Here is a 23,601-nt window from a genome sequence, read left to right as displayed (position 1 = left end):
CTCCCTCGCCACAACAAGCCAGCTCCCACACACGCTCTACTCCAACAAAAACACCGCCACGACCTCACGCCTGTACTCCAGCGACAACCGCCCGTACAATCCCAAGTCATTTCAAGTCCAAGCAACCGACAACGGCCTACCATGCGTACCAGTCAATATTTGCTCGCCACACAGAAAGAAACGCCTTCCGACGCGGTTGTGATCAGCCATCAGCTGATGCTGCGCGCCGGCATGATCCGCAAACTGGCCTCCGGCCTGTACACCTGGCTGCCCATGGGCTTGAAGGTGATGCGCAAGGTCGAAGCCATCGTTCGCGAAGAAATGAACGCCGCCGGCTCTCTGGAAGTGTTGATGCCGAGCACCCAACCGGCTGAGCTGTGGCAGGAATCCGGGCGCTGGGAAGAGTACGGCCCTGAGTTGCTGCGCTTCAAGGACCGTCATGGCCGCGACTTCTGCGCCGGCCCGACCCATGAAGAAGTGATCACCGACCTGATGCGCAACGAGCTGAGCAGCTACAAACAGCTGCCGTTGAACCTGTATCAGATCCAGACCAAGTTCCGTGATGAAATCCGCCCACGCTTCGGCTTGATGCGCGGCCGCGAATTCATCATGAAGGATGCCTATTCGTTCCACGCAGACCAGGCGTCCCTGCAGGTCACCTACGACCGCATGCACACCGCCTACTGCAACGTGTTCACGCGCCTGGGCCTGAAATTCCGCCCGGTTGAAGCGGACAACGGTTCCATCGGCGGCGCCGGCTCCCACGAATTCCACGTGCTGGCCGAGTCCGGCGAAGACGATATCGTGTTCAGCAACGGCTCCGACTACGCGGCGAACATCGAGAAAGCCGAAGCTGTGCCACGGGAAACGTCCCGCCCGGCACCGACTGAAGAACTGCGCCTGGTGGACACGCCAGACACCAAGACCATCGCGGCCCTGGTGGAAAAATTCAATCTGCCGATTGAAAAGACCATCAAGACCCTGATCGTGCACGCCGAGGAAGAAGGCAAGCTGATCGCCCTGGTGATCCGTGGCGACCACGAACTCAACGAAATCAAGGCTGCCCAGCAACCTGGCGTGGCCAGCCCGCTGGTCATGGCCACCGATGCCGAACTGCGCGACGCCATTGGCGCCGGTGCCGGTTCCCTGGGCCCGCTGAACCTGCCGCTGCCGATCATCATCGACCGTTCGGTCGAGCTGATGAGCGACTTCGGTATCGGCGCCAACATTGATGACAAGCACTACTTCGGCGTGAACTGGGAGCGTGACCTGCCGGTTCCGACCGTGGCCGACCTGCGTAACGTGGTGGCCGGTGACCCAAGCCCGGATGGCAAGGGCACCCTGGAAATCAAGCGCGGCATCGAAGTCGGGCACATCTTCCAGCTGGGCAACAAGTACAGCAAGGCGATGAAGTGCGAAGTGCTGGGCGAGAACGGCAAGCCGATCACCCTGGACATGGGCTGCTACGGCATTGGCGTATCGCGCGTGGTTGCCGCTGCCATCGAGCAGAACAACGACGAGAAAGGCATCATCTGGAGCGACGCCCTGGCACCGTTCCAGATCGCCCTGGTACCGCTGCGCTACGACAACGAGCAAGTGCGCGAAGCCACCGACAAACTGTATGCCGAACTGACGGCTGCCGGTTTTGAAGTGCTGCTCGATGACCGGGACAAGAAAACCAGCCCGGGCATCAAGTTCGCCGACATGGAACTGATTGGCATCCCGCACCGTATCGTGGTCAGTGACCGCGGCCTGGCCGATGGCAATCTGGAATACAAGAGCCGGACCGAAGCCGAAGCCCAACCGTTGCCGGTGGCTGACGTGCTGTCTTTCCTTCAGGCGCGTATTCGTCGCTGAAAACCAGATCAAGAGAAGTCATGTTCAAGCGAAACACCAGAGCCCTGGGGGGCGCCGCCTTGTGCGGCGCCCTGCTGGTCAGCGGCTGCGCCAATCAAATGTCGCAACGCAGTGAGCACGAGGAGCGGGTCGAACGTAAGTTGCTCGATCACAGCCTGCAAATCGATGTAGGCGAACCCAAAGTGCTGGAACTGCCGCAACGCCGGGTTCGCATTCACGAGCAAAAGACCTTTGAGGTCACCGAGTTCGAAGTCACCCGCCGTTACGATCGCTACACCCCCTACCAAGCCTGGCGCAAACTCTATGAGATGCCGTTGGGTGCCGTTGCACTGGTAGCGGGCGCGGGCGCCAACGTGGTGAATATCTTCGCCCTCGGTAACCTGCCCACCAGCATGACGCACGACTGGCTGAGCTACGGCGTGGACGGCATCAACCCGTTCATGAACGTGCAATCCCACGGCCGTGCGCAACAGAACCTGGCGGGTATCGATGAAGTGCAGCGCGACAAGCGCACGGAGTATTCGAGCCTGCCCTGGAGTGAACGCCCGGTACAGGTCACCGCCGGCAAGCAGACCCATGAGCTGACCACCGACCGCGACGGCGTACTGCGCTTGAACCTGTTGGACAGCCCGTTTGCCGAGCAGGACCTGAACCGCGTCAGCACCTTGAAGATCAGCGTGGAAGATGGCCAGGACGATGTGCATTCCGACTCGACCCTGGCGATCAGCAACACCCTGCGCGGCAAGTTGCTCGAAGCCCATGGCCTGATCTACGACGACCTGGAAGATGACGAAGTGAGCCAGTGGGTGCACCGGGTCAAACGCCTGTCGGAGCTGGGCCTGGAAGAAGAAGCCAGCGAGCTGGAACAAAGCCTGATCGAATTGACGCGCAATGATCCGGAGTTGCAGCAGGAGTTTCTGCAGGCGCTGACCAAGGATGCAGGAAGGCTCGTCGCAGATCCTGGGGCACGCTGAGATTCTGTAAACGCTATAGATCTAAATGTGGGAGCGGGCTTGCTCGCGAAGGCGGTGTATCAGTGATGAATGCATCAACTGACACTCCGCCTTCGCGAGCAAGCCCGCTCCCACATTTGGTTTACGGTTTCTACCAGGGAAATTGAAGCTGCTCGTTACCGCTGCTCATGTCCAGCAACCGCACCCCAATCCCCAACAACCGCACCGGCTTCCCGCCCCGGTTAAACGCTTGCGTCAACAGCTGTTGATAACTCTCCAGATCCCGCCCTGCCCCGGCCTGCTCCAGCGTCGTTTGGGTAAAGTCGTGAAACTTCACCTTAACGAACGGCTTGCCCGCGCGGTAGCTACTGTCTATACGCGCCATGCGCCCCGCCAGGGTTTCCATCAGCTCAGGCAGTTTCGCCAGACAGCTTGAAAGGTCCGGCAGGTCCACGTCGTAGGTATTTTCCACACTGATGGATTGCCGACGGCTGTCGTTCTGCACCACGCGGTCATCAATCCCCCGGGCCAGGCCCCAGAGCCGCTCGCCAAAACTGCCGAATTCACGCACCAGCGCCAGCTTGTTCCACTCGCGCAGTTGCAGGCAGTCTTCGATGCCCAGGCGCGCCAGCTTGTCGGCGGTGACCTTGCCGACCCCGTGCAGCTTTTTCACCGGCAACTGCGACACAAAGTCTTCGACCTGATCCGGGGTGATCACAAACAGGCCGTTGGGCTTTTTCCAATCGCTGGCGATCTTGGCCAGAAACTTGTTCGGCGCCACGCCGGCCGACACGGTGATGTGCAACTGGTTGGAGACGCGCCGGCGTATGTCCTGGGCGATACGTGTGGCACTGCCGCCAAAATGCGGGCTGTCGGACACATCCAGATAGGCTTCGTCCAGCGACAACGGCTCGATCAGGTCGGTGTAGTCGCGAAAGATCGTCTGGATTTCCTTCGAGGCTTCTTTATAGGCATCCATGCGCGGCTTGACGATGGTCAGGTCCGGGCACAACTTCAAGGCGTGACGCGATGACATGGCCGAGCGCACGCCATAGGCCCGCGCCTCATAGTTACAGGTGGCAATCACCCCGCGCCTGTCTGCCGAGCCGCCGACCGCCAGGGGCTTTTGCGCCAGGCTCGGGTCGTCGCGCATCTCGATGGCGGCGTAGAAGCAATCACAGTCGACGTGGATGATTTTGCGCTGCGTCATATAAACAGAGGGTGTAATCCAACGGGCGGCCAGTATCGCACTCACTCCTGTATATAGCACCAGTAGTTTGAATCTGCCGTTTGAGCGGTAGGAAATTTCCCAGGTGAATTTATTTTCTCAATCGAAAACCAGCCGCCAATAGAGCTGAAACCCTTGGCCAGACTGGCCCCGAGGCCGTTTGAAGCCCACCTTGGAGAGCTAACCGCTTGAACCACAAGCGCTTTTCTTCAATTCACAGGTTGACACATCTGCGTTCCTCTGTAGAATGCCGACACACAGACGCGGGATGGAGCAGTCTGGTAGCTCGTCGGGCTCATAACCCGAAGGTCGTCGGTTCAAATCCGGCTCCCGCAACCAAACATCAAAAAAGGCTACTCGAAAGAGTGGCCTTTTTTGTGCGTGCTTGTTTTAGCCCTGTATGAAAATTGTAAGACAGAAAAAACGTTGCCCACCGTGCACTTACCGCACAAGGTGGCCGTGGAGTGACTAATTTCCACTTATTTGACCCATCAGACTATTAACGGTTGACACCTCGCCGCTGGGCTGTAGAATGCCGCCCACAGACGCGGGATGGAGCAGTCTGGTAGCTCGTCGGGCTCATAACCCGAAGGTCGTCGGTTCAAATCCGGCTCCCGCAACCAAACATCAAAAAAGGCTACTCGAAAGAGTGGCCTTTTTTGTATCCGGTGAAAAAGTTCTTCTGAAACAATGGCATGGCATCTTTCATGAAACCGTATACGGTTTGCAGAGTCCATGTCATTGCAAGCTATGCTCAGTACTCAAGCACGACCCTCTACGACCAATGGCCGCTGTCGCCGCCCCCGGCGATAAGCGTTAATATTTGTAATTATTTTGTCCATAGGGATTGGTAACTTGGCTGGATACCTCCATCCTGTCGCGCACAATCCACGAGGTGATTGATGCGCGCCAACTCGTCTGAACCACAAGACACCGTCACAGCGGAACAACCGATTACTCCCACCCGTTTGCGTTGGCTGGATCTGTTGAGCAAATACCGTCAACCCATTGGGCTGGCCGTCACTCTGCTGTTGTTCGCTATCGCCCTGATCGCCTGCCGACACCTGCTGCTGGAACTGGATCTTTACGCGCTCCACGACTCGATCCTGGAAGTGCCCAAGCCTGCCTTGCTCGGCGCATTTGCCGCGGCGGTCGCCGGTTTCATCATTCTATTGGGCTATGAATTCTCCGGCGCGCGGTATGCCGGCGTAAAGCTGCCGGCCAAAACCCTGGCCATGGGCGGCTTCACCGCCTTTGCCATCGGCAATGCCATTGGCCTGTCGATGCTTTCGGGCGGCTCGGTGCGCTACCGTTTATATGCACGCCACGGCATCGGCGCCTCGGAAGTGGCGCACATGACCGTGTTTGCCAGCCTGGCCCTGGGCACCGCCCTGCCGCCGCTGGCCGCACTGGCCACCTTGAGCAACTTGCCGGCGGCCTCGACCTACCTGCATGTGTCCCAAGGTTTGCTCGGAGGCATCGCCGGCGCGGTATTGCTGTTGTCGGTCGCGCTGTGTATCGGTATTTATCGCCGCCGCCTGCCGGAACAACCCTACCCGGACAACCTGCTGGTCAAGGCCGGGCGTCGCACGCTACGCCTGCCCGGCCGCCGCCTGACCTTCCTGCAACTGATCATTACCGCGCTGGATGTGGCCGCTGCCGCCACCGTCCTTTATATGTTGCTGCCGGAAGCGCCGCCATTCGGCCCGTTCCTGCTGGTGTACCTGCTGGCCCTGGCGGCCGGTGTACTCAGCCATGTGCCGGGTGGCGTGGGCGTGTTCGAGGCAATTCTGCTGGCCGCCTTCGCCGACAAACTCGGCGCCGCGCCATTGGCCGCCGCCCTGCTGCTGTACCGGATGATCTACGTGGTGCTGCCACTGCTGATCGCCTGTATCTTCCTGCTGGTCAACGAAGCCCAGCGCCTGTTCCAGACCCAGCAAAGCCTGCGGGTTGCATCGGGCCTGGCGGCGCCGGTGCTGGCCGTACTGGTTTTTTTGTCCGGCGTGGTCCTGCTGTTTTCCGGCGCCACGCCGGAAATCGACTCACGCCTGGAAAACATCGGCTTCCTGATTCCCCACCGCCTGATTGACGCCTCGCACTTCGGTGCCAGCCTGATCGGCGTGTTGTGCCTGTTGCTCGCCCAAGGCCTGCGTCGACGTTTGTCGGCGGCCTGGATGCTGACCATGGTGCTGCTGCTGACCGGCGCCCTGCTCTCGCTGCTCAAAGGTTTTGATTGGGAAGAAGCCAGCCTGATGATCATGACGGCGGTGCTGCTGGCGATCTTCCGTCGCTCGTTCTACCGCGCCAGCCGCCTCACCGAACTGCCGTTCTCGCCGCTGTATCTGGTGGCCAGCGTCTGCGTGCTGGGCGCCTCGATCTGGCTGCTGCTGTTTGCCTATCAAGATGTGCCGTACAGCCATCAACTGTGGTGGCAGTTCACCCTGGACGCCAACGCCCCACGGGGCCTGCGTTCGTTGCTGGGTGCGGCGGTGTTGCTGGTCATCGTGTCGTTGACCTGGCTGCTGCGCACTGCGCGCCCGGTTATTCACTTGCCGACGCCGGATGAGCTTGAGCGCGCCACCAAGATCCTGATGGCCTCCTCGCAACCCGACGGCGGCCTGGCGCTGACCGGCGACAAGGCGTTGCTGTTTCACCCCAACGATGAAGCCTTCCTGATGTACGCCCGTCGCGGGCGCAGCCTGGTGGCCTTGTACGACCCGATCGGCCCGACTCAGCCCCGCGCGGAGATGATCTGGCAGTTCCGTGACCTGTGCGACATCCATCACGCGCGCCCCGTGTTCTACCAGGTACGCGCCGAGAACCTGCCGTACTACATGGACATCGGCCTGACCGCGATCAAGCTGGGCGAAGAAGCCCGTGTCGACCTCAAACGCTTTGACCTGGAAGCCAAGGGCAAAGAGATGAAGGACCTGCGCTACACCTGGAACCGTGGCACCCGGGACGGTCTGTCCCTGGAGATCTGCGACCCGGGCAAGGCGCCGATGGATGAGCTCAAAGTTATCTCCGATGCCTGGCTGACCGGCAAGAACGTGCGAGAAAAAGGCTTCTCCCTCGGACGCTTCAGCGACGACTACCTCAAGCACTTTCGCATCGCGATCATTCGCTTCGAAGGGCGCCCGGTGGCCTTCGCCAACCTGCTCGAGACTTACAACCATGACCTGGCCAGTCTCGACCTGATGCGTGCGCACCCGGACGCGCCGAAGCTGACCATGGAATTCATGATGGTTGGCCTGATTCAACATTATAAGAACCACGACTACGCCCGCTTCAGCCTCGGCATGGTGCCGTTGTCGGGCCTGCAACCCCGCCGTGGTGCGCCGCTGACCCAACGCCTGGGCTCAATGGTGTTCCGCCGTGGCGAGCAGCTGTATAACTTCCAAGGTTTGCGCCGCTTCAAAGACAAGTTCCAGCCTGACTGGGAACCCCGTTATATGGCCGTGCCCGCAGGACTTGATCCGCTGGTGGCACTGGCCGATACCGCCGCCCTGATTGCGGGCGGCTTGACTGGATTGGTGAAACGCTGATGATTCGACGCTCCTGGCGGTATGTATTGGCCTTAGTAGTGCTGCTCGCGCTGATTGCGGCGGGTGGCTTTTGGTACTGGAACCGCCCTGCCCCGCAACCGACCCTGGAACAACTGCCCCAGGCCGACGGTTCAGTGATGACCCGTGTGACGCCTAATGGCTCGGCCAAGGCCCGCGTGGCCGTGGCCGTAATGGCCGACGAAACCTTGAGCGACAGCCAGCTGATTGCCCTGAGCCAGGGCGGCTCAGCGCAGATCGTGCAAGTGATCCTGCCAAAAGATGACTGCAAGCTGCAGGAACAAGCCCTGCAAAGCGCTCTGGCCCAGCTTAAAGGCCCGGCGACGCTGGTCAGCGGCATCGGCCCTGGCGCCGCACTCGCCTGGCGCTGGTTGGCCACACAGAACGACGATAAGGCCAACGCCATCTCCGTCGGCTTCGCCCTGGCACAGGAAGGCTGCAAAGACCCACTGCCAAAGACCTCCGCCCACGGCAACTGGCTGGTGGCGTGGAACGATAACCCTGACGATGAAAGCGCCAGTTTCGTACGCGATACACCGCGCGCGACGACCAGCATCAGCGACTACGACATTCACTACCCGCAAGTGCTGAACAACGAACTGCGCAAGCAATTGGTCGGTTCGGACAACGGCGGCCTGGCGATTCCGGTGGTCGAAGTACCGGCTGGCCAAGCCAAGGACACCGTTACCCTGTTCCTCTCCGGTGATGGCGGCTGGCGTGACCTGGACCGCGATGTGGCCGGTGAAATGGCCAAGATCGGCTACCCGGTGGTCGGCATCGACACCCTGCGCTACTACTGGCAGCACAAGACCCCGGAACAAAGCGCCAAGGACCTCACCGAGCTGATGCAGCACTACCGCCAGAAGTGGGGCACCAAGCGCTTCGTACTGACCGGCTATTCGTTCGGTGCCGACGTATTGCCGGCGATCTACAACCGCATGCCGGAAAGCGAACAGCAGCGTGTCGACGCCATCATCCTGCTCGCCTTTGCACGCACCGGCAGCTTTGAAATCGAAGTGGAAGGCTGGCTGGGCAACGCCGGCAAAGAAGCCGCCACCGGCCCGGAAATGGCCAAGCTGCCGGCGGACAAAGTGGTGTGCATCTACGGTGCTGAAGAAGTCAACGAGAGTGGCTGCACCGATACCACTGCTGTGGGCGAGGCGGTGAAGCTGCCGGGCGGCCATCACTTTGATGAGAACTACCCGGCGCTGGCTCAGCGTTTGGTGGATATCATTGTGAAGCACCAGGCGAAGGACAAGGCCGAGTAATCCGACCTGTACGCGGATTAAAAATGTGGGAGCTGGCTTGTGTGGGAGCTGGCTTGCCTGCGATAGCATCACCTCGGTCTGTCTGATAGACCTGGGCGTCCGCATCGCAGGCAAGCCAGCTCCCACAGTTGTTTTGTGGTGTGGCTCAGGCTCAGCGCGGTTCGATATGCGCAATCATCAGTTGCACAGTCTCATTGCCACGAAACTCGTTCACATCCAGCTTGTAGGCCAACTCCACCCAACGCACCGTTGGGTTCGGCCACACCTCACGGTCCACGCCAAACGCAATGCCGTCGAGCTTCACTGACCCGCATTCGCTCTTGAGCACCACTTTAAGGTGCCGCTCGCCAACGACACGCTGTTCAACCAACTGAAACACACCGTGAAACAACGGCTCGGGAAAGTGCTGGCCCCATGGCCCGGCATGTCGCAGTGCACGCGCCAGTTCCAGGTGAAACTCTTCCACCGCCAACGTGCCGTCGGTCAACAAGCGACCGGTGAGGTCTTCTTCACGCAGTTGTCGGCGCACTTCGGCATCAAAGGCTTCGGCAAACAGTGGGAAGTTTTCTTCGCGCAAGGTCAGGCCGGCGGCCATGGCGTGGCCGCCGTATTTGGCGATCAGGTTGGGATGCTGGCTGGCGACCACCGCCAGGGCATCACGGATGTGAAAACCCTGCACAGAGCGCCCTGAGCCCTTGAGCAGGCCGTCACCGGCATCGGCGAAGGCGATGGTCGGGCGGAAATACCGCTCTTTCATGCGCGACGCCAGAATACCGATCACACCTTGGTGCCATTCAGGGTCGAACAGGCACAAGCCGTAAGGCATCGACTCCACCGGCAAGTCCTTGAGCTGGGCCAGGGCTTCGCGCTGCATGCCTTGCTCGATGGATTTGCGGTCCTGGTTCATACCGTCCAGTTGCGCGGCCATTTCCCGTGCCGCCGCCACGTCGCTGGTGAGCAGGCATTCGATGCCCAGGCTCATATCATCCAGGCGCCCCGCCGCATTGAGGCGTGGCCCGAGGATAAAACCGAGGTCGGTGGAGGTGATACGCGCGTGATCACGCTTGGCCACTTCGAGGATCGCCTTGATCCCCGGCCGCGCACGCCCGGCACGAATACGCTCCAGGCCTTGGTGCACCAGGATGCGGTTGTTGGCATCCAGCGGCACCACGTCAGCGACGCTGCCCAGGGCGACCAGGTCGAGCAGCTCGCCGATGTTCGGCTGCGGTTTGTTGTCGTACCAGCCCAGGCTGCGCAACCGCGCGCGCAGGGCCATCAGTACGTAGAAGATCACCCCCACGCCGGCCAGCGCTTTGCTGGGGAACTCGCAGCCAGGCTGGTTCGGGTTGACGATGGCATCCGCTGCCGGCAATTCATCGCCCGGCAAGTGGTGGTCGGTGACCAATACCTGCAACCCGGCGGCCTTCGCCGCCGCCACGCCTTCAACGCTGGAGATGCCGTTATCCACAGTGATCAGCAGCTGCGGCTCGCGTTGCAGCGCCACCGCGACGATTTCCGGGGTCAGGCCGTAGCCGTATTCGAAGCGGTTGGGTACCAGGTAATCAACATGGGCCGCACCCAGCAAACGCAGGCCCAACGTGCCCACGGTACTGGCCGTGGCGCCATCGGCGTCGAAGTCACCGACGATGAGGATGCGCTGGCGCTGTTCCAGGGCCGTCACCAGCAGGTCTACCGCCGCGTCGATGCCCTTGAGTTGCTGGTAGGGAATCAACCGCGCCAGGCTCTTGTCCAGCTCAGCCTCCGACTGCACCCCGCGTGCGGCGTAGAGACGGGTCAACAGCGGTGGCAATTCACCGAGAAACGGCAGGACAGCGGGCAACGGACGAGGATCGATACGCATGGGGTGACGGAAGCTTCTCTTCAGATAAAACGGTTAAACGACAATTGAGCAATCAATACAGATCAACGGTGGAACCTGTTTGTATGGGAGCTGGCCTCTGTGGGAGCTGGCTTGCCTGCGATAGCATCACCGCGGTATGTCTGATGGACCGAGGTGTCTGCATCGCAGGCAAGCCAGCTCCCACACAAGCCAGCTTTCACCGTTTTTAGTTTTCAGCCGCGTTCGCCAACCAGCCATTGCAGTTGCACTTCATGCTGGCCACGATCATCAGTCACAAAAATAGTGCCTTCGCTGATCATCACGTCCCACTTGATCACTCGCGGCATGTCCTTGGCCAGGGTCTCGAGGACTTCCTGCGGCACGGCGGCGATGTGGACGTTCTTGAGGTTATTGGCCACCGGCACCACCTTGCCTTCCCATACACGCAGGCTGCCATAGGCCAGCAGGCTGGTACGCTCGGTGCGGCGTGAGCACCAGGTCAGGCGGTCGGCGTCGGGCTGGCCGACTTCAATCCAGTGCAGCACCCGATCATCCAGGCTTTTTTCCCACAGGGCCGGCTCGTCTACATCTGACAGGCCACGCCCGAACGCCAACTGCTCGTTGTACCAAAGGGCGTAGGCCAGCAGCCGCACGGTCATGCGTTCTTCGGTTTCCGAAGGGTGGCGGGCGATGGTCTGTTTGACGCTCTCGTATACCGAACGGTCGAGGTCGGTGAGGTTCAGTTCGAATTTGTAGGTCGTGGACGGCTGGGCCATGAACGGGCTTCTAAAGACAGGGAAAGGTCGCCAGTCTAACCGATGGGGCAGCCATTGAACGAATACTGCGCTGCATCATGCTTATCCCTGTGCCGCTCGCCTATGTTAAAAGGCATGACACCACCGCCCCTGCTTGCTAAGGATCCTCATGTCGTTTAATGCCAAACCGCTCGCCGGCCTGAAAGTCATCGAACTGGGCACCCTGATCGCCGGCCCGTTTGCCTCACGCATTTGCGCCGAATTCGGTGCCGAAGTGGTCAAGGTAGAATCCCCCGATGGCGGCGATCCGCTGCGCAAGTGGCGCAAGCTGTACGAAGGCACGTCGCTGTGGTGGTTTGTGCAGGCGCGCAATAAAAAGTCGCTGACCCTGAACCTCAAACACCCGGATGGCCTCGCGATTCTTAAACAGCTGCTGGCGGACGCCGACATCCTGATCGAAAACTTCCGCCCCGGTGTGCTGGAAAAACTCGGCTTGAGCTGGGAAACCCTGCACGCGCTGAACCCCAAGCTGGTGATGGTCCGCCTCTCCGGTTTCGGCCAGACCGGGCCGATGAAAGACCAGCCGGGGTTTGGCGCGGTGGGCGAGTCCATGGGCGGTTTGCGCTATATCACCGGCTTCGAAGACCGCCCGCCAGTGCGCACCGGAATTTCCATCGGCGATTCCATTGCGGCCCTGTGGGCGGTAATCGGCGCGCTGATGGCGCTGCGGCACCGCGAGGTCAACGGCGGGCTCGGCCAAGTGGTGGATGTGGCGCTGTACGAGGCTATCTTCGCGATGATGGAAAGCATGATCCCGGAGTTCGACGTGTTCGGGTTTATCCGCGAGCGCACCGGCAACATCATGCCCGGCATCACGCCTTCTTCGATTCATACCAGTGCCGACGGCAAGCACGTGCAGATCGGCGCCAATGGCGATGCGATATTCAAGCGTTTCATGAGCGCCATCGGCCGCGACGACCTGGCCAATGACCCGGCACTGGCCAGCAATGACGGGCGGGACAGCCGCCGTGACGAGCTTTACGGGGTGATTGATCGCTGGGTCAACTCACTGCCGCTGGAGCAAGTGGTGGAGCAACTGAACAAGGCCGAAGTGCCCGCCAGCCGTATCTACAGTGCCGAAGACATGCTCGGCGACCCGCAGTTTCTGGCCCGGGAAATGTTCCTCAAGGCGCAGTTGCCAGGTGGCAAGGACTTCAAAATGCCCGGCATCGTGCCCAAGCTCTCCGAGACGCCAGGCAGTTGCGAATGGGTTGGGCCGCAGTTGGGTGAGCACAACAGCACGGTGCTCAATGAGCTGGGTTACGACGCCGCCGCCATCACCCGTTTGCGTGAGGATGGCGCGATCTGATGGTTCGCCCGTCCATCCGCTTGCTGCTTGTAAGCACGCTGCTCGGCTGCCCGCTCTTGGCGCAGGCCGAGGGCACGCTGACCTGGCTGCTGCGCGACCTGCCGCCATTGACCATCTTCGAAGGCCCGCAAAAAAACCAGGGCGCACTTGACCAGCTGTTGCCAATGCTCAGGGAATACTTGCCCGAGTACCGTCATCAAGTGATGCACGTCAATCGCGCGCGCGGCATTCAAATGCTGCGGGCTCAGTCCCTGACCTGTGACCCATCGCTGCTGTGGACGCCGGAGCGCGCCCAGTACGTGGTGTTTTCCACCCAGGCATTCGTGGTGGTCAGCAATGGCGTGACGATCCAGCGCAGCCAACAGGCGGCCATGGCGCCCTATATCGTCGAGGGTCAGTTTGACCTGCAAACCTTTCTCAACGCCCGCAAGGCGCGTATCGGCGCGACTGCCGAACGCAGCTATGGCCCCGCCGTCGATGAACAGCTAAAGCACGCTGACCCGCACACCCTGGCCCTGCATTATGGCAATGACGCCTTGGGCAGCCTGTTGCAGATGCAGCGTCTGGGGCGGCTGGAGGCAGTGCTGGGCTACCCGCCGGAAATCCGCTATCACGCCCGGCAACAGGGGATCGCGGCCCAGGACCTGCTGTTCTTTCCCATCAAGGATTCAGCGCCTTACCAGCACACGCATATCGGTTGCTCCGACACGCCGCAAGGTCGCCAGGCCATGCAACGAATCGATCGGGCATTGGGTGAGATCCCACAAGAACAGGTGCAACAGTCCTACGCTTCGTGGTTGGACCCTGCAATGCGTGACCAGTATTTGTCGGATAACCCGAGTTTCTTCCTCGACGCTCCCGAGCCTTGAGCCTTTGCGGGGTAAATCCCAGGCAAAAAGAAACCCCGAAGAGTGGGGAGACACTTCGGGGTTAAACGTGGCCTACAAAGACCAGTACAACAAGCCACAAACACCGGAGCACAATGTTTGCTCTTGTTGTTAAAAAATCTGACCGGGCATGGCGTAGGAAGTTTCGCCAATTAAACAATTCTTCATGCGATCGCGCTGCCGCGAGTCTGTGCGGCGTTGCGCAAGGCGGCAATCACCGAGGGCTCCAGGCGCCCTTCGGCGATTTTAAGGTCGCGCAGCAGGCAATCGACCACATCCACCAGCACGCGCTTATCGGTCAATTGCGCCCGATCGACTTCCCGCTCGACGACAATGGCGCCAGCCGGATTCTTCACGGTCACCAGGCACTCGTCCTGCACACCCGAGGTGGTCAACGTAACCTGATAAGGGCTCAGTGCTTCTTCGAGCAATAGGCTGATACTTTCCATCTCGATCACCACTCAATCATTCGAATAAAGTTCGAAAAACAAAAATGTCACTAAGATGCTGACATTCAAGTGACCCGTGCCCGCAGCAGAAAGTTCGACCTTTTGTGTCGTCACCTGCCCGAGTCAATCGAGCATGCACGGCAAAGATGACAGAGAGAAAACAACCACCCACAGGCTGGAACCCCAGGATGCCCCTCGGCGCCGGCCTTGAAAGCCGCGTCTGGAGCGCCACTGCGCACCGTCCTTGCCGAGGACCGCCCGGTTTTCCTCATGGGCTGGCGCGTGACGAGCGGGCACCCCCTCTATTGCGAGAATGAAAAAGCCCGTCACGAAGACGGGCTTGATCTGCCGCGCAACAACCGGTGGATCAGAGTGGCTTGCCGCGATTGCCATGCTGGCTGACAAACGCCTGCACGGCTTTCAGGTCATTGGCCAGCACGGTGCAGCGTTCTTCGCGCTCGAACAGGTCAGCCAGGTGCTGAGGCAGTTCCAGCGCCTTGCCAACACCGGCCTTCTCCACCGCTTCCGGGAATTTGACCGGGTGGGCGGTGCCCAGAATCACCATCGGGGTGTCCAGGCTGCGACGGCATTCGCGTGCGGCCTTCACACCGATGGCAGTGTGCGGGTCGAGCAGCTCGCCGGTCTGCGCGTAGACCTCGGCGATGGTTTCGCAGGTTTGCGCATCGTCCACGGCCAGGGAGTCGAACAGCTTGCGGGTTTCGGTCCAGCGCTCTTCGTCAACGCTGAAACCGCCACCGCTTTTGAAGGTGTCCATCAAGCCGGCAATCGCCGAACCGTTGCGACCGTGCATGTCGAACAGCAGGCGTTCGAAGTTCGACGAAACCATGATGTCCATCGACGGCGACAGCGTGGCGTGCAGGGTTTCCTTGACGTACTGGTTGCCGCTCATGAAGCGGTGCAGGATGTCGTTGCGGTTGGTGGCGACGATCAACTGATTGATCGGCAAGCCCATGTTGCGCGCCAGGTAACCGGCGAAGATGTCGCCAAAGTTGCCGGTCGGCACCGAGAACGACACCGAACGCGCCGGGCCGCCCAACTGCAGGGAGGCGTGGAAGTAGTAGACGATCTGGGCCATGATCCGCGCCCAGTTGATCGAGTTCACCGCAACCAGTCGCGTACCTTTGAGGAAGCTCTGGTCAGCGAAGCTGTTCTTGACCATTTCCTGGCAGTCATCGAAGTTGCCTTCGATGGCGATGTTGTGGATGTTCTCACCAAAGATGGTGGTCATCTGCCGACGCTGCACTTCCGATACACGCTTGTGCGGGTGCAGGATGAAGATGTCGACGTTTTCGCAGTGCTTGCAACCTTCGATGGCCGCCGAGCCGGTATCACCGGAAGTGGCACCGATGATCACCACACGCTCGCCACGTTTTTCCAGCACGTAGTCGAGCAGGCGACCCAGCAGTTGCAGGGCGAAGTCCTTGAAGGCCAGGGTCGGGCCGTGGAACAGCTCCAATACCCATTCGTTGCCGTTCAGCTGGCGCAGTGGCGCGATGGCGTTGTGGGAAAACACGCCATACGTTTCTTCCAGAATCTTTTTGAAATCGGCATCCGGAATGCTGCCGGTGACGAACGGGCGCATCACCCGGAACGCCAATTCGTGGTACGGCAGGCCGGCCCACGAAGCGATTTCTTCCTGAGTGAAACGAGGCAGGTTTTCCGGCACGTACAGGCCGCCGTCAGTGGCAAGGCCGGCGAGCAAAACGTCTTCGAAGTTCAGGGCCGGTGCCTGGCCGCGGGTGCTGATATAACGCATGACTGGCTCCTCTAGAGCATTCTGAACAAGGGCCGCCGAACCTGTGGGGCCCTTGCCGCTAAACGATTAGTTCAGGTGTTCAACACGGATGCGCACCACCGGCCCAACCACGCCCTGCAACGCTTCAAGCGCGGCGATGGCATCGTTGATGTGCTGCTCGAGCACGCGGTGGGTCAGCAGGATCATCGGCACCAGGCCGTCTTGTTCCTCGACTTCCTTCTGCATGATCGACTCAATGTTGATGCCGCGCTCCGAGAGAATGCTCGCCACCTGGGCCAACACGCCTGGGTGATCCTTGGCCTGGATGCGCAGGTAGTAGGCACTCTCGCAGGCTTCGATCGGCAGGATCGGGTGGGCCGACAGCGAATCCGGCTGGAAGGCCAGGTGCGGCACGCGGTTTTCCGGGTCGCTGGTCATGGCGCGAACCACGTCCACCAGGTCGGCGATCACCGACGAAGCGGTCGGCTCCATGCCGGCGCCGGCGCCGTAGAACAAGGTGGAACCTGCGGCGTCACCGTTGACCATCACGGCGTTCATCACGCCATTGACGTTGGCGATCAGGCGGTCGGCCGGGATCAGCGTCGGGTGCACACGCAACTCGATACCTGCCGGGGTGCTGCGCGCCACACCGAGGTGCTTGATGCGGTAGCCCAGGGCTTCGGCGTAGTTCACGTCGGCGGTGGTCAGCTTGGTGATGCCTTCGGTGTAGGCCTTGTCGAACTGCAGCGGGATACCAAAGGCGATGGATGCCAGAATGGTCAGCTTGTGCGCTGCGTCGATACCTTCCACGTCGAAGGTCGGGTCGGCTTCGGCGTAACCCAAGGCTTGGGCTTCGGCCAGCACGTCTTCGAAGGTGCGGCCCTTCTCGCGCATTTCGGTGAGGATGAAGTTGCCGGTGCCGTTGATGATGCCGGCCACCCAGTTGATACGGTTGGCGGACAGGCCTTCACGGATCGCCTTGATCACCGGGATGCCACCGGCCACGGCGGCTTCGAACGCAACGATCACGCCCTTCTCGCGCGCCTTGGCAAAAATCTCGTTGCCGTGCACGGCGATCAGCGCCTTGTTGGCGGTGACCACGTGCTTGCCATTCTCGATGGCCAGCAGTACCAGGTCACGGGCCACGGTATAGCCGCCGACCAGCTCGATGACGATATCGATTTCAGGGTTGGTGGCCACGGCGAAGACATCGTTGGTAATCGCAATACCGGTCGTTTGGAACTGAGGCTTTGGCGTACGCGTGGCAATTTGCGCCACTTCAATCCCACGCCCTGCACGGCGGGAAATTTCCTCAGCATTACGCTGAAGTACGTTGAAGGTGCCGCCACCGACGGTCCCTAACCCACAGATGCCTACTTTGACCGGTTTCACTGAAGAACTCCCCATGAAACGGCCGACGCTAGGTCGGCCGTGGAAAACAGCCGCACAACTGCGGCTTTCAATTTGATGGCCCGTCGAACGGTCGGCGGGCCATGATCGTCAAAGGTTCGACGATGCTGGTTTACTTGGCACTGAGCGCCAGTTTGGCAACTTGTGGCGCCGGCTGGTAGCCCGGAATCACTTGGCCGTCAGCCAAAACGATGGCCGGTGTACCGTTCACGCCGATCGACTGGCCGAGGGCGAACTGCTTGGAAACCGGGTTGGCACATTTGGCTGCCTTGATCTCCTTGCCATCGACCATTTTGTCCATAGCCGATTTCTTGTCGGCCGAACACCATACGGCTTGCAGTTGCTCGTCACCCGGCGAACCCAAGCCCTGGCGCGGGAATGCGACGTAGCGCACTTCGATACCGGCCTTGTTCAGCGCAGGCACTTCGGCGTGCAGCTTGTGGCAGTACGGGCACGTGGTGTCGGTGAACACGGTAATGTGGGTCTTGGTTTCGCCAATGGCCGGGTAAACCACGGTTTCCGCCACCGGAATACCGTTGATCAGCTTGGACACGCCCAGGCGCTCGGCTTTCTCGGTCAGGTTGACCGGCTTGCCGTCTTTAAGCTGGAACAGGTAACCCTGGACGATGTACTGGCCATCGGCGCTGGCGTACAGCACACGGCTGCCCTTGAGCTTGACTTCATACAGGCCGGCCATGGGGCTGGCGCTGATGCTTTCGATCGGGGTGTCGAGCTGCAGGTTGGCCAGGCTCTTGCGAATGGTTTGCTCGGCGGCGTCATCGGCGACAACAAAGGTGGAAACCAACGCAATCGCTGCGGCGGCAATAATCTGGGTCAAGCGCATGGGAACTCCTGAAGGCAGATGCAGGGACGGCTGTGGAACACCGCTTGGAAACGCGGGCAGTGGCCGTCCCCTTTGCTAACCGGCAAAGCCTACCACAGTTGGGCCCAAGGGCAGACTTCAACGGGCAAATTGGGTTTTTTCCGAGGTAATTTTATCCGCGCGGGTGGTGCTTGGCGTGCATTTCCTGCAAGCGTGCGCGTGCCACGTGGGTGTAGATCTGGGTGGTGGATAAGTCGCTGTGCCCCAGCAGCATTTGCACCACGCGCAAATCCGCGCCGTGGTTGAGCAAATGCGTGGCGAATGCATGACGCAAGGTATGCGGCGACAGCGCCTTGCCGATCCCGGCGACCTTGGCCTGGTGCTTGATACGGTGCCAGAAGGTCTGGCGGGTCATCTGCTCGCCGCGCAGGCTGGGGAACAGCACATCACTGGGCCGCCCACCAAGCAATTCGCCACGGGCGTCACGCAGGTAGCGCTCCACCCACACAATCGCCTCCTCGCCCATCGGCACCAGTCGTTCCTTGCTGCCCTTACCCATCACGCGCAGCACGCCCTGGCGCAGGTTGACTTGCTCCAGGGTCAGGCTGATCAGCTCGGTCACGCGCAGGCCGCAGGCATACAAGACTTCCAGCATGGCGCGGTCGCGCTGGCCGATGGCTTCGCTAAGATCGGGCGCGGCAAGCAAGGCGTCCACGTCAGCTTCCGACAAGGATTTAGGCAATGGCCTACCGAGTTGGGGCATATCGATCTGCAGAGTTGGGTCGACGGCAATCAGCTTTTCGCGCAGCAAATAGCGATAAAACCCACGCACACCCGAAAGAAATCGCGCCGTGGAGCGCGGCTTGTAGTTCTGTTCCAAACGCCAGGCCAGGTGATCGAGGATCAACTCACGGCCGGCATTGATCAGCTCGAGGTGTTTTTCCTGCAACCAGCCATTGAACAGGGCCAGATCGCTGCGGTAGGCCTGCCGGGTGTTGTCCGACAGGCCTTTTTCCAGCCACAGGGCGTCGAGGAAGCGGTCAATCAGAGGGTGGTCAATGGCGGGCATAGAGGCTCAAACTAATTACTGAAGTGTTTGTTAGATCCTATCGCAGGCAAGCCAGCTCCCACATGGGTTTTGTGTGTTGCCTGATAGTTAGAACAACACGGATTAACTGCGGGAGCGCCGCATCGCGGCGATAGCGGTCTCGGATCAGTCCACAAACCCGGGCAACACCGGCACTGGCCGCTTGTCCGCATCAATCGCGACAAAACTGAACACGCCCTGGATCGCCTTTTCACGGCCATCGGCACTCATGCTCTCGACGAACACTTCAACCTCGACCTTAAGGCTGGTATTGCCCACTTTGATGACGCGGCCGATCAGCTCGACGATGGAGCCGGCGGGGATCGCGTGGTTGAAGTCGATACGGTCGGTGGACACGGTCACCAGTGGCAAGCGGCAAAAGCGCGTGGCGGTGATGAACGACACTTCATCCATCCACGCCAGCGCAGTACCGCCGAACAAGGTGTTGTGGTGATTGGTGGTCGGCGGGAACACGGCTTTGGTCACGTGGGTCACGGACAGGTCGGTGCGGCGCTGGATTTCTTCGAGGCGGGTGGTCATGGGTAAATACCGGCGAATAGACAAATTTCAGGCACAAAAAAGCAGCCCGTAGGCTGCTTTTTTCTGCATCGGGAAGCTGGACTTAAGCCAGTTTTTCCTTGATGCGAGCTGCTTTACCGGACAGGTCACGCAGGTAGTACAGCTTGGCTTTACGTACGTCACCGCGACGCTTAACGGCCATGCTGTCGATTTGCGGGCTGTAGGTCTGGAAAGTACGCTCTACGCCAACACCGTTGGAGATTTTACGAACAGTGAAAGCACTGTTTACACCACGGTTACGCTTGGCGATTACCACGCCTTCGAACGCTTGCAGACGCGAACGGTCGCCTTCCTTCACTTTCACCTGAACGACAATAGTGTCGCCCGGGGCAAAGGTAGGGATCTCTTTGGTCATCTGCTCTGCTTCGAGTGCAAGGATGATTTTGTTAGTCATGCTGTGCTCCTAAGGTAAGTCAATGGACCTACCATCGATACGTTGTTAACTATCGTCCCGCGCGAGGATGTATTCCTCGAGCAGCTTCTTCTCTTCTCCAGAAAGCGAGCGGCTTTCCAGAAGATCGGCGCGTCGTTCATAGGTCCGACCAAGGGACTGCTGTAAACGCCAACGCCGGATGTGTGCGTGATTGCCACTTAGCAATACGTCGGGAACACGCTGATCCGCATACACCTCCGGTCGGGTGTAGTGCGGGCAATCCAGCAAACCATCCGTGAAGGAATCTTCCTCCGCGGAGTCCGCATGCCCTAAAGCTCCAGGCAGCAGTCGTGTAACCGCATCTATCAGGACCATCGCCGGCAGCTCGCCGCCAGACAGGACATAGTCCCCAATCGACCACTCTTCATCGACATGCGCTTCAATAAAACGCTCGTCAATGCCTTCATAGCGACCGGCAATCAGGATTAAGGCCTCCTCATTCGCCAGTTCGCGCACGCCAGCCTGTTTCAGCTGACGGCCTTGAGGGGACAGGTAAATTACCTTCGCCTTCTCCCCGGCTGCTGCCTTGGCCTCGACCAACGCATCTTCCAGGGGCTTGATCTTCATCACCATGCCCGGGCCACCGCCAAATGGGCGATCGTCCACAGTGTGATGTCGATCCGTCGTGTAGTCTCGCGGGTTCCAACAGGTAAGCTGCAACAGCCCCTGTTTCACCGCCCGACTGGTGATGCCGTACTCGCTGATGGCGGAAAACATCTCGGGAAACAAACTGATCACTTCAATGCGCAAATTAGCCACGCTTAGAAGTCCGCGTCCCATTCCACCTTCATCTCGCCCGCGGCCAGGTCGACGGCCAACACGCATTGCCCGGTATACGGCAACAGGCGTTCGCGATCATCCAGGCTGCCAGCGCAAGGCTTGACCACCATTACATCATTGGCGCCGGTTTCCAGAAGATGATCGATTTTCCCGAGCAATTGCCCCAGTTGATCAATAACCTTCAGACCTTCCAGCTGGTACCAGTAGTACTCGCCGTCGGTCAATTCAGGGAACAGGTTGCGCGGCACGCAGATCTCATAACCGGCCAGAAGACGAGCTTCTTCACGGTCATCAAGACCCTTGAGCTTTGCGACCAGGAACTTATCGCTCCCGCGTCCACTGACCAGCTCGACCTGTTTCACACTACCTTCGCGCTTGAGCGTCCAGGTTTTGTACTGCAACAGGTTTTCAGTCGGATCAGTAAAGGAATACACCTTCACTTCGCCGCGAACGCCATGAACAGAGTAAATCTTGCCGATAACGATCAAATCATCAGCAACAGCTGGCGTCGCGTTCATATTGCTCAGGCTGCGGCCTTAGCCGAGTCCTTCAACAGTTTTGCAACGCGCTCGGATGGCTGTGCGCCAACGCTCAGCCAGTAGGCTACGCGCTCTTGGTTCACGGACAGACGAACTTCTTGACCACGAGCAACAGGGTTGAAGAAACCAACCTGTTCCTTGTGCGAACCGTCGCGCGGGTTGCGGCTGTCGGTTACGGTCAAGTGGTAAAACGGGCGCTTTTTGGAGCCGCCAAGGGCAAGACGGATTGTTAGCATGTGAACATCGTTCCTGTAGTCGGTGCTGCAAATCTAAATGCACAGCGGGCATAGGTGCCCGAAAGGCCGCATATTCTAAGGAATATCCGGACTTTTGCAAATGTCTTTTTCTGGCGCCTATCAGCGTGCCACTCAGATCTGCTATAGAGCCGTCGGTTAAAACGGCGAGTCAGCTCCCGCTAACCGCGGGTTTGCTGGAGATCCCACGTCCCTGTGGGTCGGAGCGCAAGCAAGCTTGCGCTCGAATACTTTTTACATTTTCGGCATGCCGCCGCCGGGCAACATACCGCCCATGCCGCGCATCATCTTGGCCATTCCGCCTTTGGCGGAGAATTTCTTCATCATCTTCTGCATCTGCTTGTGCTGCTTGATCAAGCGACCGATGTCCTGCACCTGGGTGCCGGAGCCCATGGCGATCCGACGTTTGCGCGAACCGCTGATCAGCTCAGGGTCGCGGCGCTCGGCCGGGGTCATGGAGTTGATGATGGCTTCCATCTGCTTGAACTGCTTCTCTGCCGCGCCCTGGGCGTTGCCCATTTGCGCCAGGTTCACACCGCCGATGTTCGGCAGCTTGTCCATCAGGCCGCCGAGACCGCCCATGTTCTTCATCTGTTGCAGCTGGTCACGGAAGTCTTCGAGGTCGAAGCCCTTGCCCTTCTTCAGCTTCTTGGCCAGCTTGTCGGCCTTGTCTTTGTCGAGCGTGGCTTCGGCCTGCTCGATCAGGCTGAGCACGTCGCCCATGCCGAGAATGCGTGAGGCGATACGCTCCGGGTGGAACGGTTCGAGCGCTTCGCTCTTCTCGCCCATACCGATGAACTTGATCGGCTTGCCGGTGATGGCGCGTACCGACAGCGCGGCACCGCCACGGGCGTCACCGTCGACCTTGGTCAGGATCACGCCGGTCAGCGGCAGTGCGTCGCCGAAAGCCTTGGCGGTGTTGGCCGCATCCTGGCCGGTCATGGCGTCGACCACGAACAGCGTCTCGACCGGGTTGATCGCGGCATGCAGCGCCTTGATCTCGCCCATCATCTCTTCGTCGATGTGCAGGCGACCGGCGGTATCGACGATAACCACGTCGATGAACTTCAGCTTGGCTTCTTTAATAGCCGCGTTGGCGATGTCGACCGGCTTCTGGCTCAGGTCGGACGGAAAGAAGGTCACCCCTACTTCGCCTGCGAGCATTTCCAGCTGTTTGATCGCGGCCGGACGATACACGTCAGCCGACACAACCATGACCGACTTCTTCTTGCGCTCTTTAAGGAAGCGCGCCAGCTTGCCGGCGGTGGTGGTTTTACCCGCGCCCTGCAGACCGGCCATCAGCACAACGGCCGGTGGCACGGCGCTGAGGTTCAAGTCTTCGTTGGCTGCGCCCATCAGGCTTTCGAGTTCGGCCTGGACGATCTTCACAAAAGCCTGGCCCGGCGTCAGGCTGCGGGACACTTCGGTGCCCACCGCGCGCTCTTTGACCGAGTTGACGAAGTCCTTGACCACAGGCAAGGCCACGTCGGCTTCCAGCAACGCCATGCGCACTTCACGCAGGGTGTCTTTAATATTGTCCTCGGTCAGCTTGGCCTTGCCGGTGACATGGCGCAGCGTCTGCGAGAGACGGTCAGTCAAGTTTTCAAACATGCGCGATCCTTTCAGGCCCTATTCATCGAAATGCATTGGTGACCGAGGTAATGGCGGCCCAGGCTGTGGTAAACCGCTGTTAAAAACAGCGTTCAGCACGCCTGTGGCGTGGGCAGGTCGCGGATTATAGCGAAGACTGCGCCGCTGCACACGCGCTGTC

At 60.0% G+C, this 23,601-nt stretch carries 20 protein-coding genes and 2 tRNA genes; 8 read left to right on the top strand and 14 right to left on the bottom strand.

What is annotated here, in order from left to right:
* Window positions 1–141 precede the first annotated feature (141 nt).
* Complete coding sequence (locus QF043_RS04120; protein WP_307417590.1) at window positions 142–1,857, top strand: proline--tRNA ligase; 1,716 nt, start codon at window positions 142–144, stop codon at window positions 1,855–1,857.
* Between the two features lie 20 nt (window positions 1,858–1,877).
* Window positions 1,878–2,831: a hypothetical protein gene (locus QF043_RS04115; RefSeq protein WP_305455388.1), complete on the top strand. Its 954-nt coding sequence runs from the start codon at window positions 1,878–1,880 to the stop codon at window positions 2,829–2,831.
* 130 nt (window positions 2,832–2,961) lie between these two features.
* On the opposite strand, the gene dinB is transcribed toward QF043_RS04115, so the two are convergent.
* Complete coding sequence (gene dinB / locus QF043_RS04110; RefSeq protein ID WP_307417589.1) at window positions 2,962–4,020, bottom strand: DNA polymerase IV; 1,059 nt, start codon at window positions 4,018–4,020, stop codon at window positions 2,962–2,964.
* A 280-nt stretch (window positions 4,021–4,300) separates the two neighbouring features.
* Here dinB and QF043_RS04105 point away from each other — a divergent pair.
* The 4 genes from QF043_RS04105 to QF043_RS04090 all read left to right on the top strand — a co-directional run bounded on the left by QF043_RS04105 (window position 4,301) and on the right by QF043_RS04090 (window position 8,869).
* A tRNA-Met gene (locus QF043_RS04105) sits at window positions 4,301–4,377 on the top strand.
* Between the two features lie 207 nt (window positions 4,378–4,584).
* Window positions 4,585–4,661: transfer RNA gene (locus QF043_RS04100), tRNA-Met, on the top strand.
* Window positions 4,662–4,940: 279 nt separating this feature from the next.
* Complete coding sequence (gene mprF / locus QF043_RS04095; RefSeq protein ID WP_236369980.1) at window positions 4,941–7,583, top strand: bifunctional lysylphosphatidylglycerol flippase/synthetase MprF; 2,643 nt, start codon at window positions 4,941–4,943, stop codon at window positions 7,581–7,583.
* A complete protein-coding gene (locus tag QF043_RS04090) occupies window positions 7,583–8,869 on the top strand; it encodes a virulence factor family protein (RefSeq protein ID WP_307417588.1) in 1,287 nt (428 codons plus the stop codon). The genes mprF and QF043_RS04090 overlap by 1 nt, the downstream gene beginning before the upstream one ends.
* Before the next feature lie 151 nt (window positions 8,870–9,020).
* Here QF043_RS04090 and recJ read toward each other — a convergent pair whose 3' ends face one another.
* Window positions 9,021–10,730, bottom strand: a complete 1,710-nt coding sequence (gene recJ, locus QF043_RS04085) for a single-stranded-DNA-specific exonuclease RecJ (protein ID WP_307417587.1) — start codon at window positions 10,728–10,730, stop codon at window positions 9,021–9,023.
* 212 nt (window positions 10,731–10,942) lie between these two features.
* Window positions 10,943–11,485 carry a YaeQ family protein gene (locus QF043_RS04080; RefSeq protein ID WP_003193952.1) on the bottom strand — a complete coding sequence of 181 codons (543 nt, stop codon included), beginning with the start codon at window positions 11,483–11,485 and terminating at the stop codon, window positions 10,943–10,945.
* A 148-nt stretch (window positions 11,486–11,633) separates the two neighbouring features.
* On the opposite strand from QF043_RS04080, the gene QF043_RS04075 reads away from it, so the two are divergent.
* Entirely contained in the window at window positions 11,634–12,833 is a 1,200-nt protein-coding gene (locus QF043_RS04075) for a CaiB/BaiF CoA-transferase family protein (protein ID WP_056858688.1), read from the top strand.
* Entirely contained in the window at window positions 12,833–13,702 is an 870-nt protein-coding gene (locus QF043_RS04070; RefSeq protein WP_307417586.1) for a TIGR02285 family protein, read from the top strand. Before QF043_RS04075 ends, QF043_RS04070 begins: the two co-directional genes overlap by 1 nt.
* Window positions 13,703–13,884: 182 nt before the next feature.
* Here the strand turns inward: QF043_RS04070 and QF043_RS04065 are convergent, their stop codons facing one another.
* The 11 genes from QF043_RS04065 to ffh form a co-directional block, all read right to left on the bottom strand.
* Window positions 13,885–14,169: a DUF3509 domain-containing protein gene (locus QF043_RS04065; RefSeq protein ID WP_305455396.1), complete on the bottom strand. Its 285-nt coding sequence runs from the start codon at window positions 14,167–14,169 to the stop codon at window positions 13,885–13,887.
* A gap of 367 nt (window positions 14,170–14,536) precedes the next feature.
* Entirely contained in the window at window positions 14,537–15,946 is a 1,410-nt protein-coding gene (thrC, locus tag QF043_RS04060) for a threonine synthase (protein ID WP_307417585.1), read from the bottom strand.
* Between the two features lie 66 nt (window positions 15,947–16,012).
* Window positions 16,013–17,317: a homoserine dehydrogenase gene (locus QF043_RS04055; protein WP_056858691.1), complete on the bottom strand. Its 1,305-nt coding sequence runs from the start codon at window positions 17,315–17,317 to the stop codon at window positions 16,013–16,015.
* A 130-nt stretch (window positions 17,318–17,447) separates the two neighbouring features.
* Window positions 17,448–18,179, bottom strand: a complete 732-nt coding sequence (locus tag QF043_RS04050; RefSeq protein WP_058422696.1) for a thioredoxin fold domain-containing protein — start codon at window positions 18,177–18,179, stop codon at window positions 17,448–17,450.
* Between the two features lie 151 nt (window positions 18,180–18,330).
* Window positions 18,331–19,227, bottom strand: coding sequence for a site-specific tyrosine recombinase XerD (xerD, locus tag QF043_RS04045; protein ID WP_307417584.1), 897 nt, complete (start codon window positions 19,225–19,227; stop codon window positions 18,331–18,333).
* A gap of 144 nt (window positions 19,228–19,371) precedes the next feature.
* Entirely contained in the window at window positions 19,372–19,785 is a 414-nt protein-coding gene (locus tag QF043_RS04040) for an acyl-CoA thioesterase (protein WP_003193963.1), read from the bottom strand.
* Between the two features lie 82 nt (window positions 19,786–19,867).
* Window positions 19,868–20,218 (bottom strand): 50S ribosomal protein L19, encoded by a 351-nt coding sequence (gene rplS / locus QF043_RS04035; protein WP_003175895.1) that lies wholly within the window; start codon window positions 20,216–20,218, stop codon window positions 19,868–19,870.
* Window positions 20,219–20,263: 45 nt separating this feature from the next.
* Entirely contained in the window at window positions 20,264–21,037 is a 774-nt protein-coding gene (trmD, locus tag QF043_RS04030) for a tRNA (guanosine(37)-N1)-methyltransferase TrmD (RefSeq protein WP_170875847.1), read from the bottom strand.
* Window positions 21,019–21,555 (bottom strand): ribosome maturation factor RimM, encoded by a 537-nt coding sequence (gene rimM / locus QF043_RS04025; protein ID WP_056858695.1) that lies wholly within the window; start codon window positions 21,553–21,555, stop codon window positions 21,019–21,021. The genes trmD and rimM overlap by 19 nt, the downstream gene beginning before the upstream one ends.
* 5 nt (window positions 21,556–21,560) lie before the next feature.
* Window positions 21,561–21,812, bottom strand: a complete 252-nt coding sequence (gene rpsP, locus QF043_RS04020; protein WP_003175899.1) for a 30S ribosomal protein S16 — start codon at window positions 21,810–21,812, stop codon at window positions 21,561–21,563.
* Between the two features lie 252 nt (window positions 21,813–22,064).
* Window positions 22,065–23,441 (bottom strand): signal recognition particle protein, encoded by a 1,377-nt coding sequence (ffh, locus tag QF043_RS04015; RefSeq protein ID WP_003193965.1) that lies wholly within the window; start codon window positions 23,439–23,441, stop codon window positions 22,065–22,067.
* Window positions 23,442–23,601 lie beyond the last annotated feature (160 nt).

The organism is Pseudomonas sp. W3I7 (genome assembly GCF_030816095.1).
Taxonomy (GTDB): Bacteria; Pseudomonadota; Gammaproteobacteria; order Pseudomonadales; family Pseudomonadaceae; genus Aquipseudomonas; species Aquipseudomonas salomonii.
Note: the sequence above shows the minus strand (reverse complement) of the source record. Positions and strands in the feature narration are given on the sequence as shown.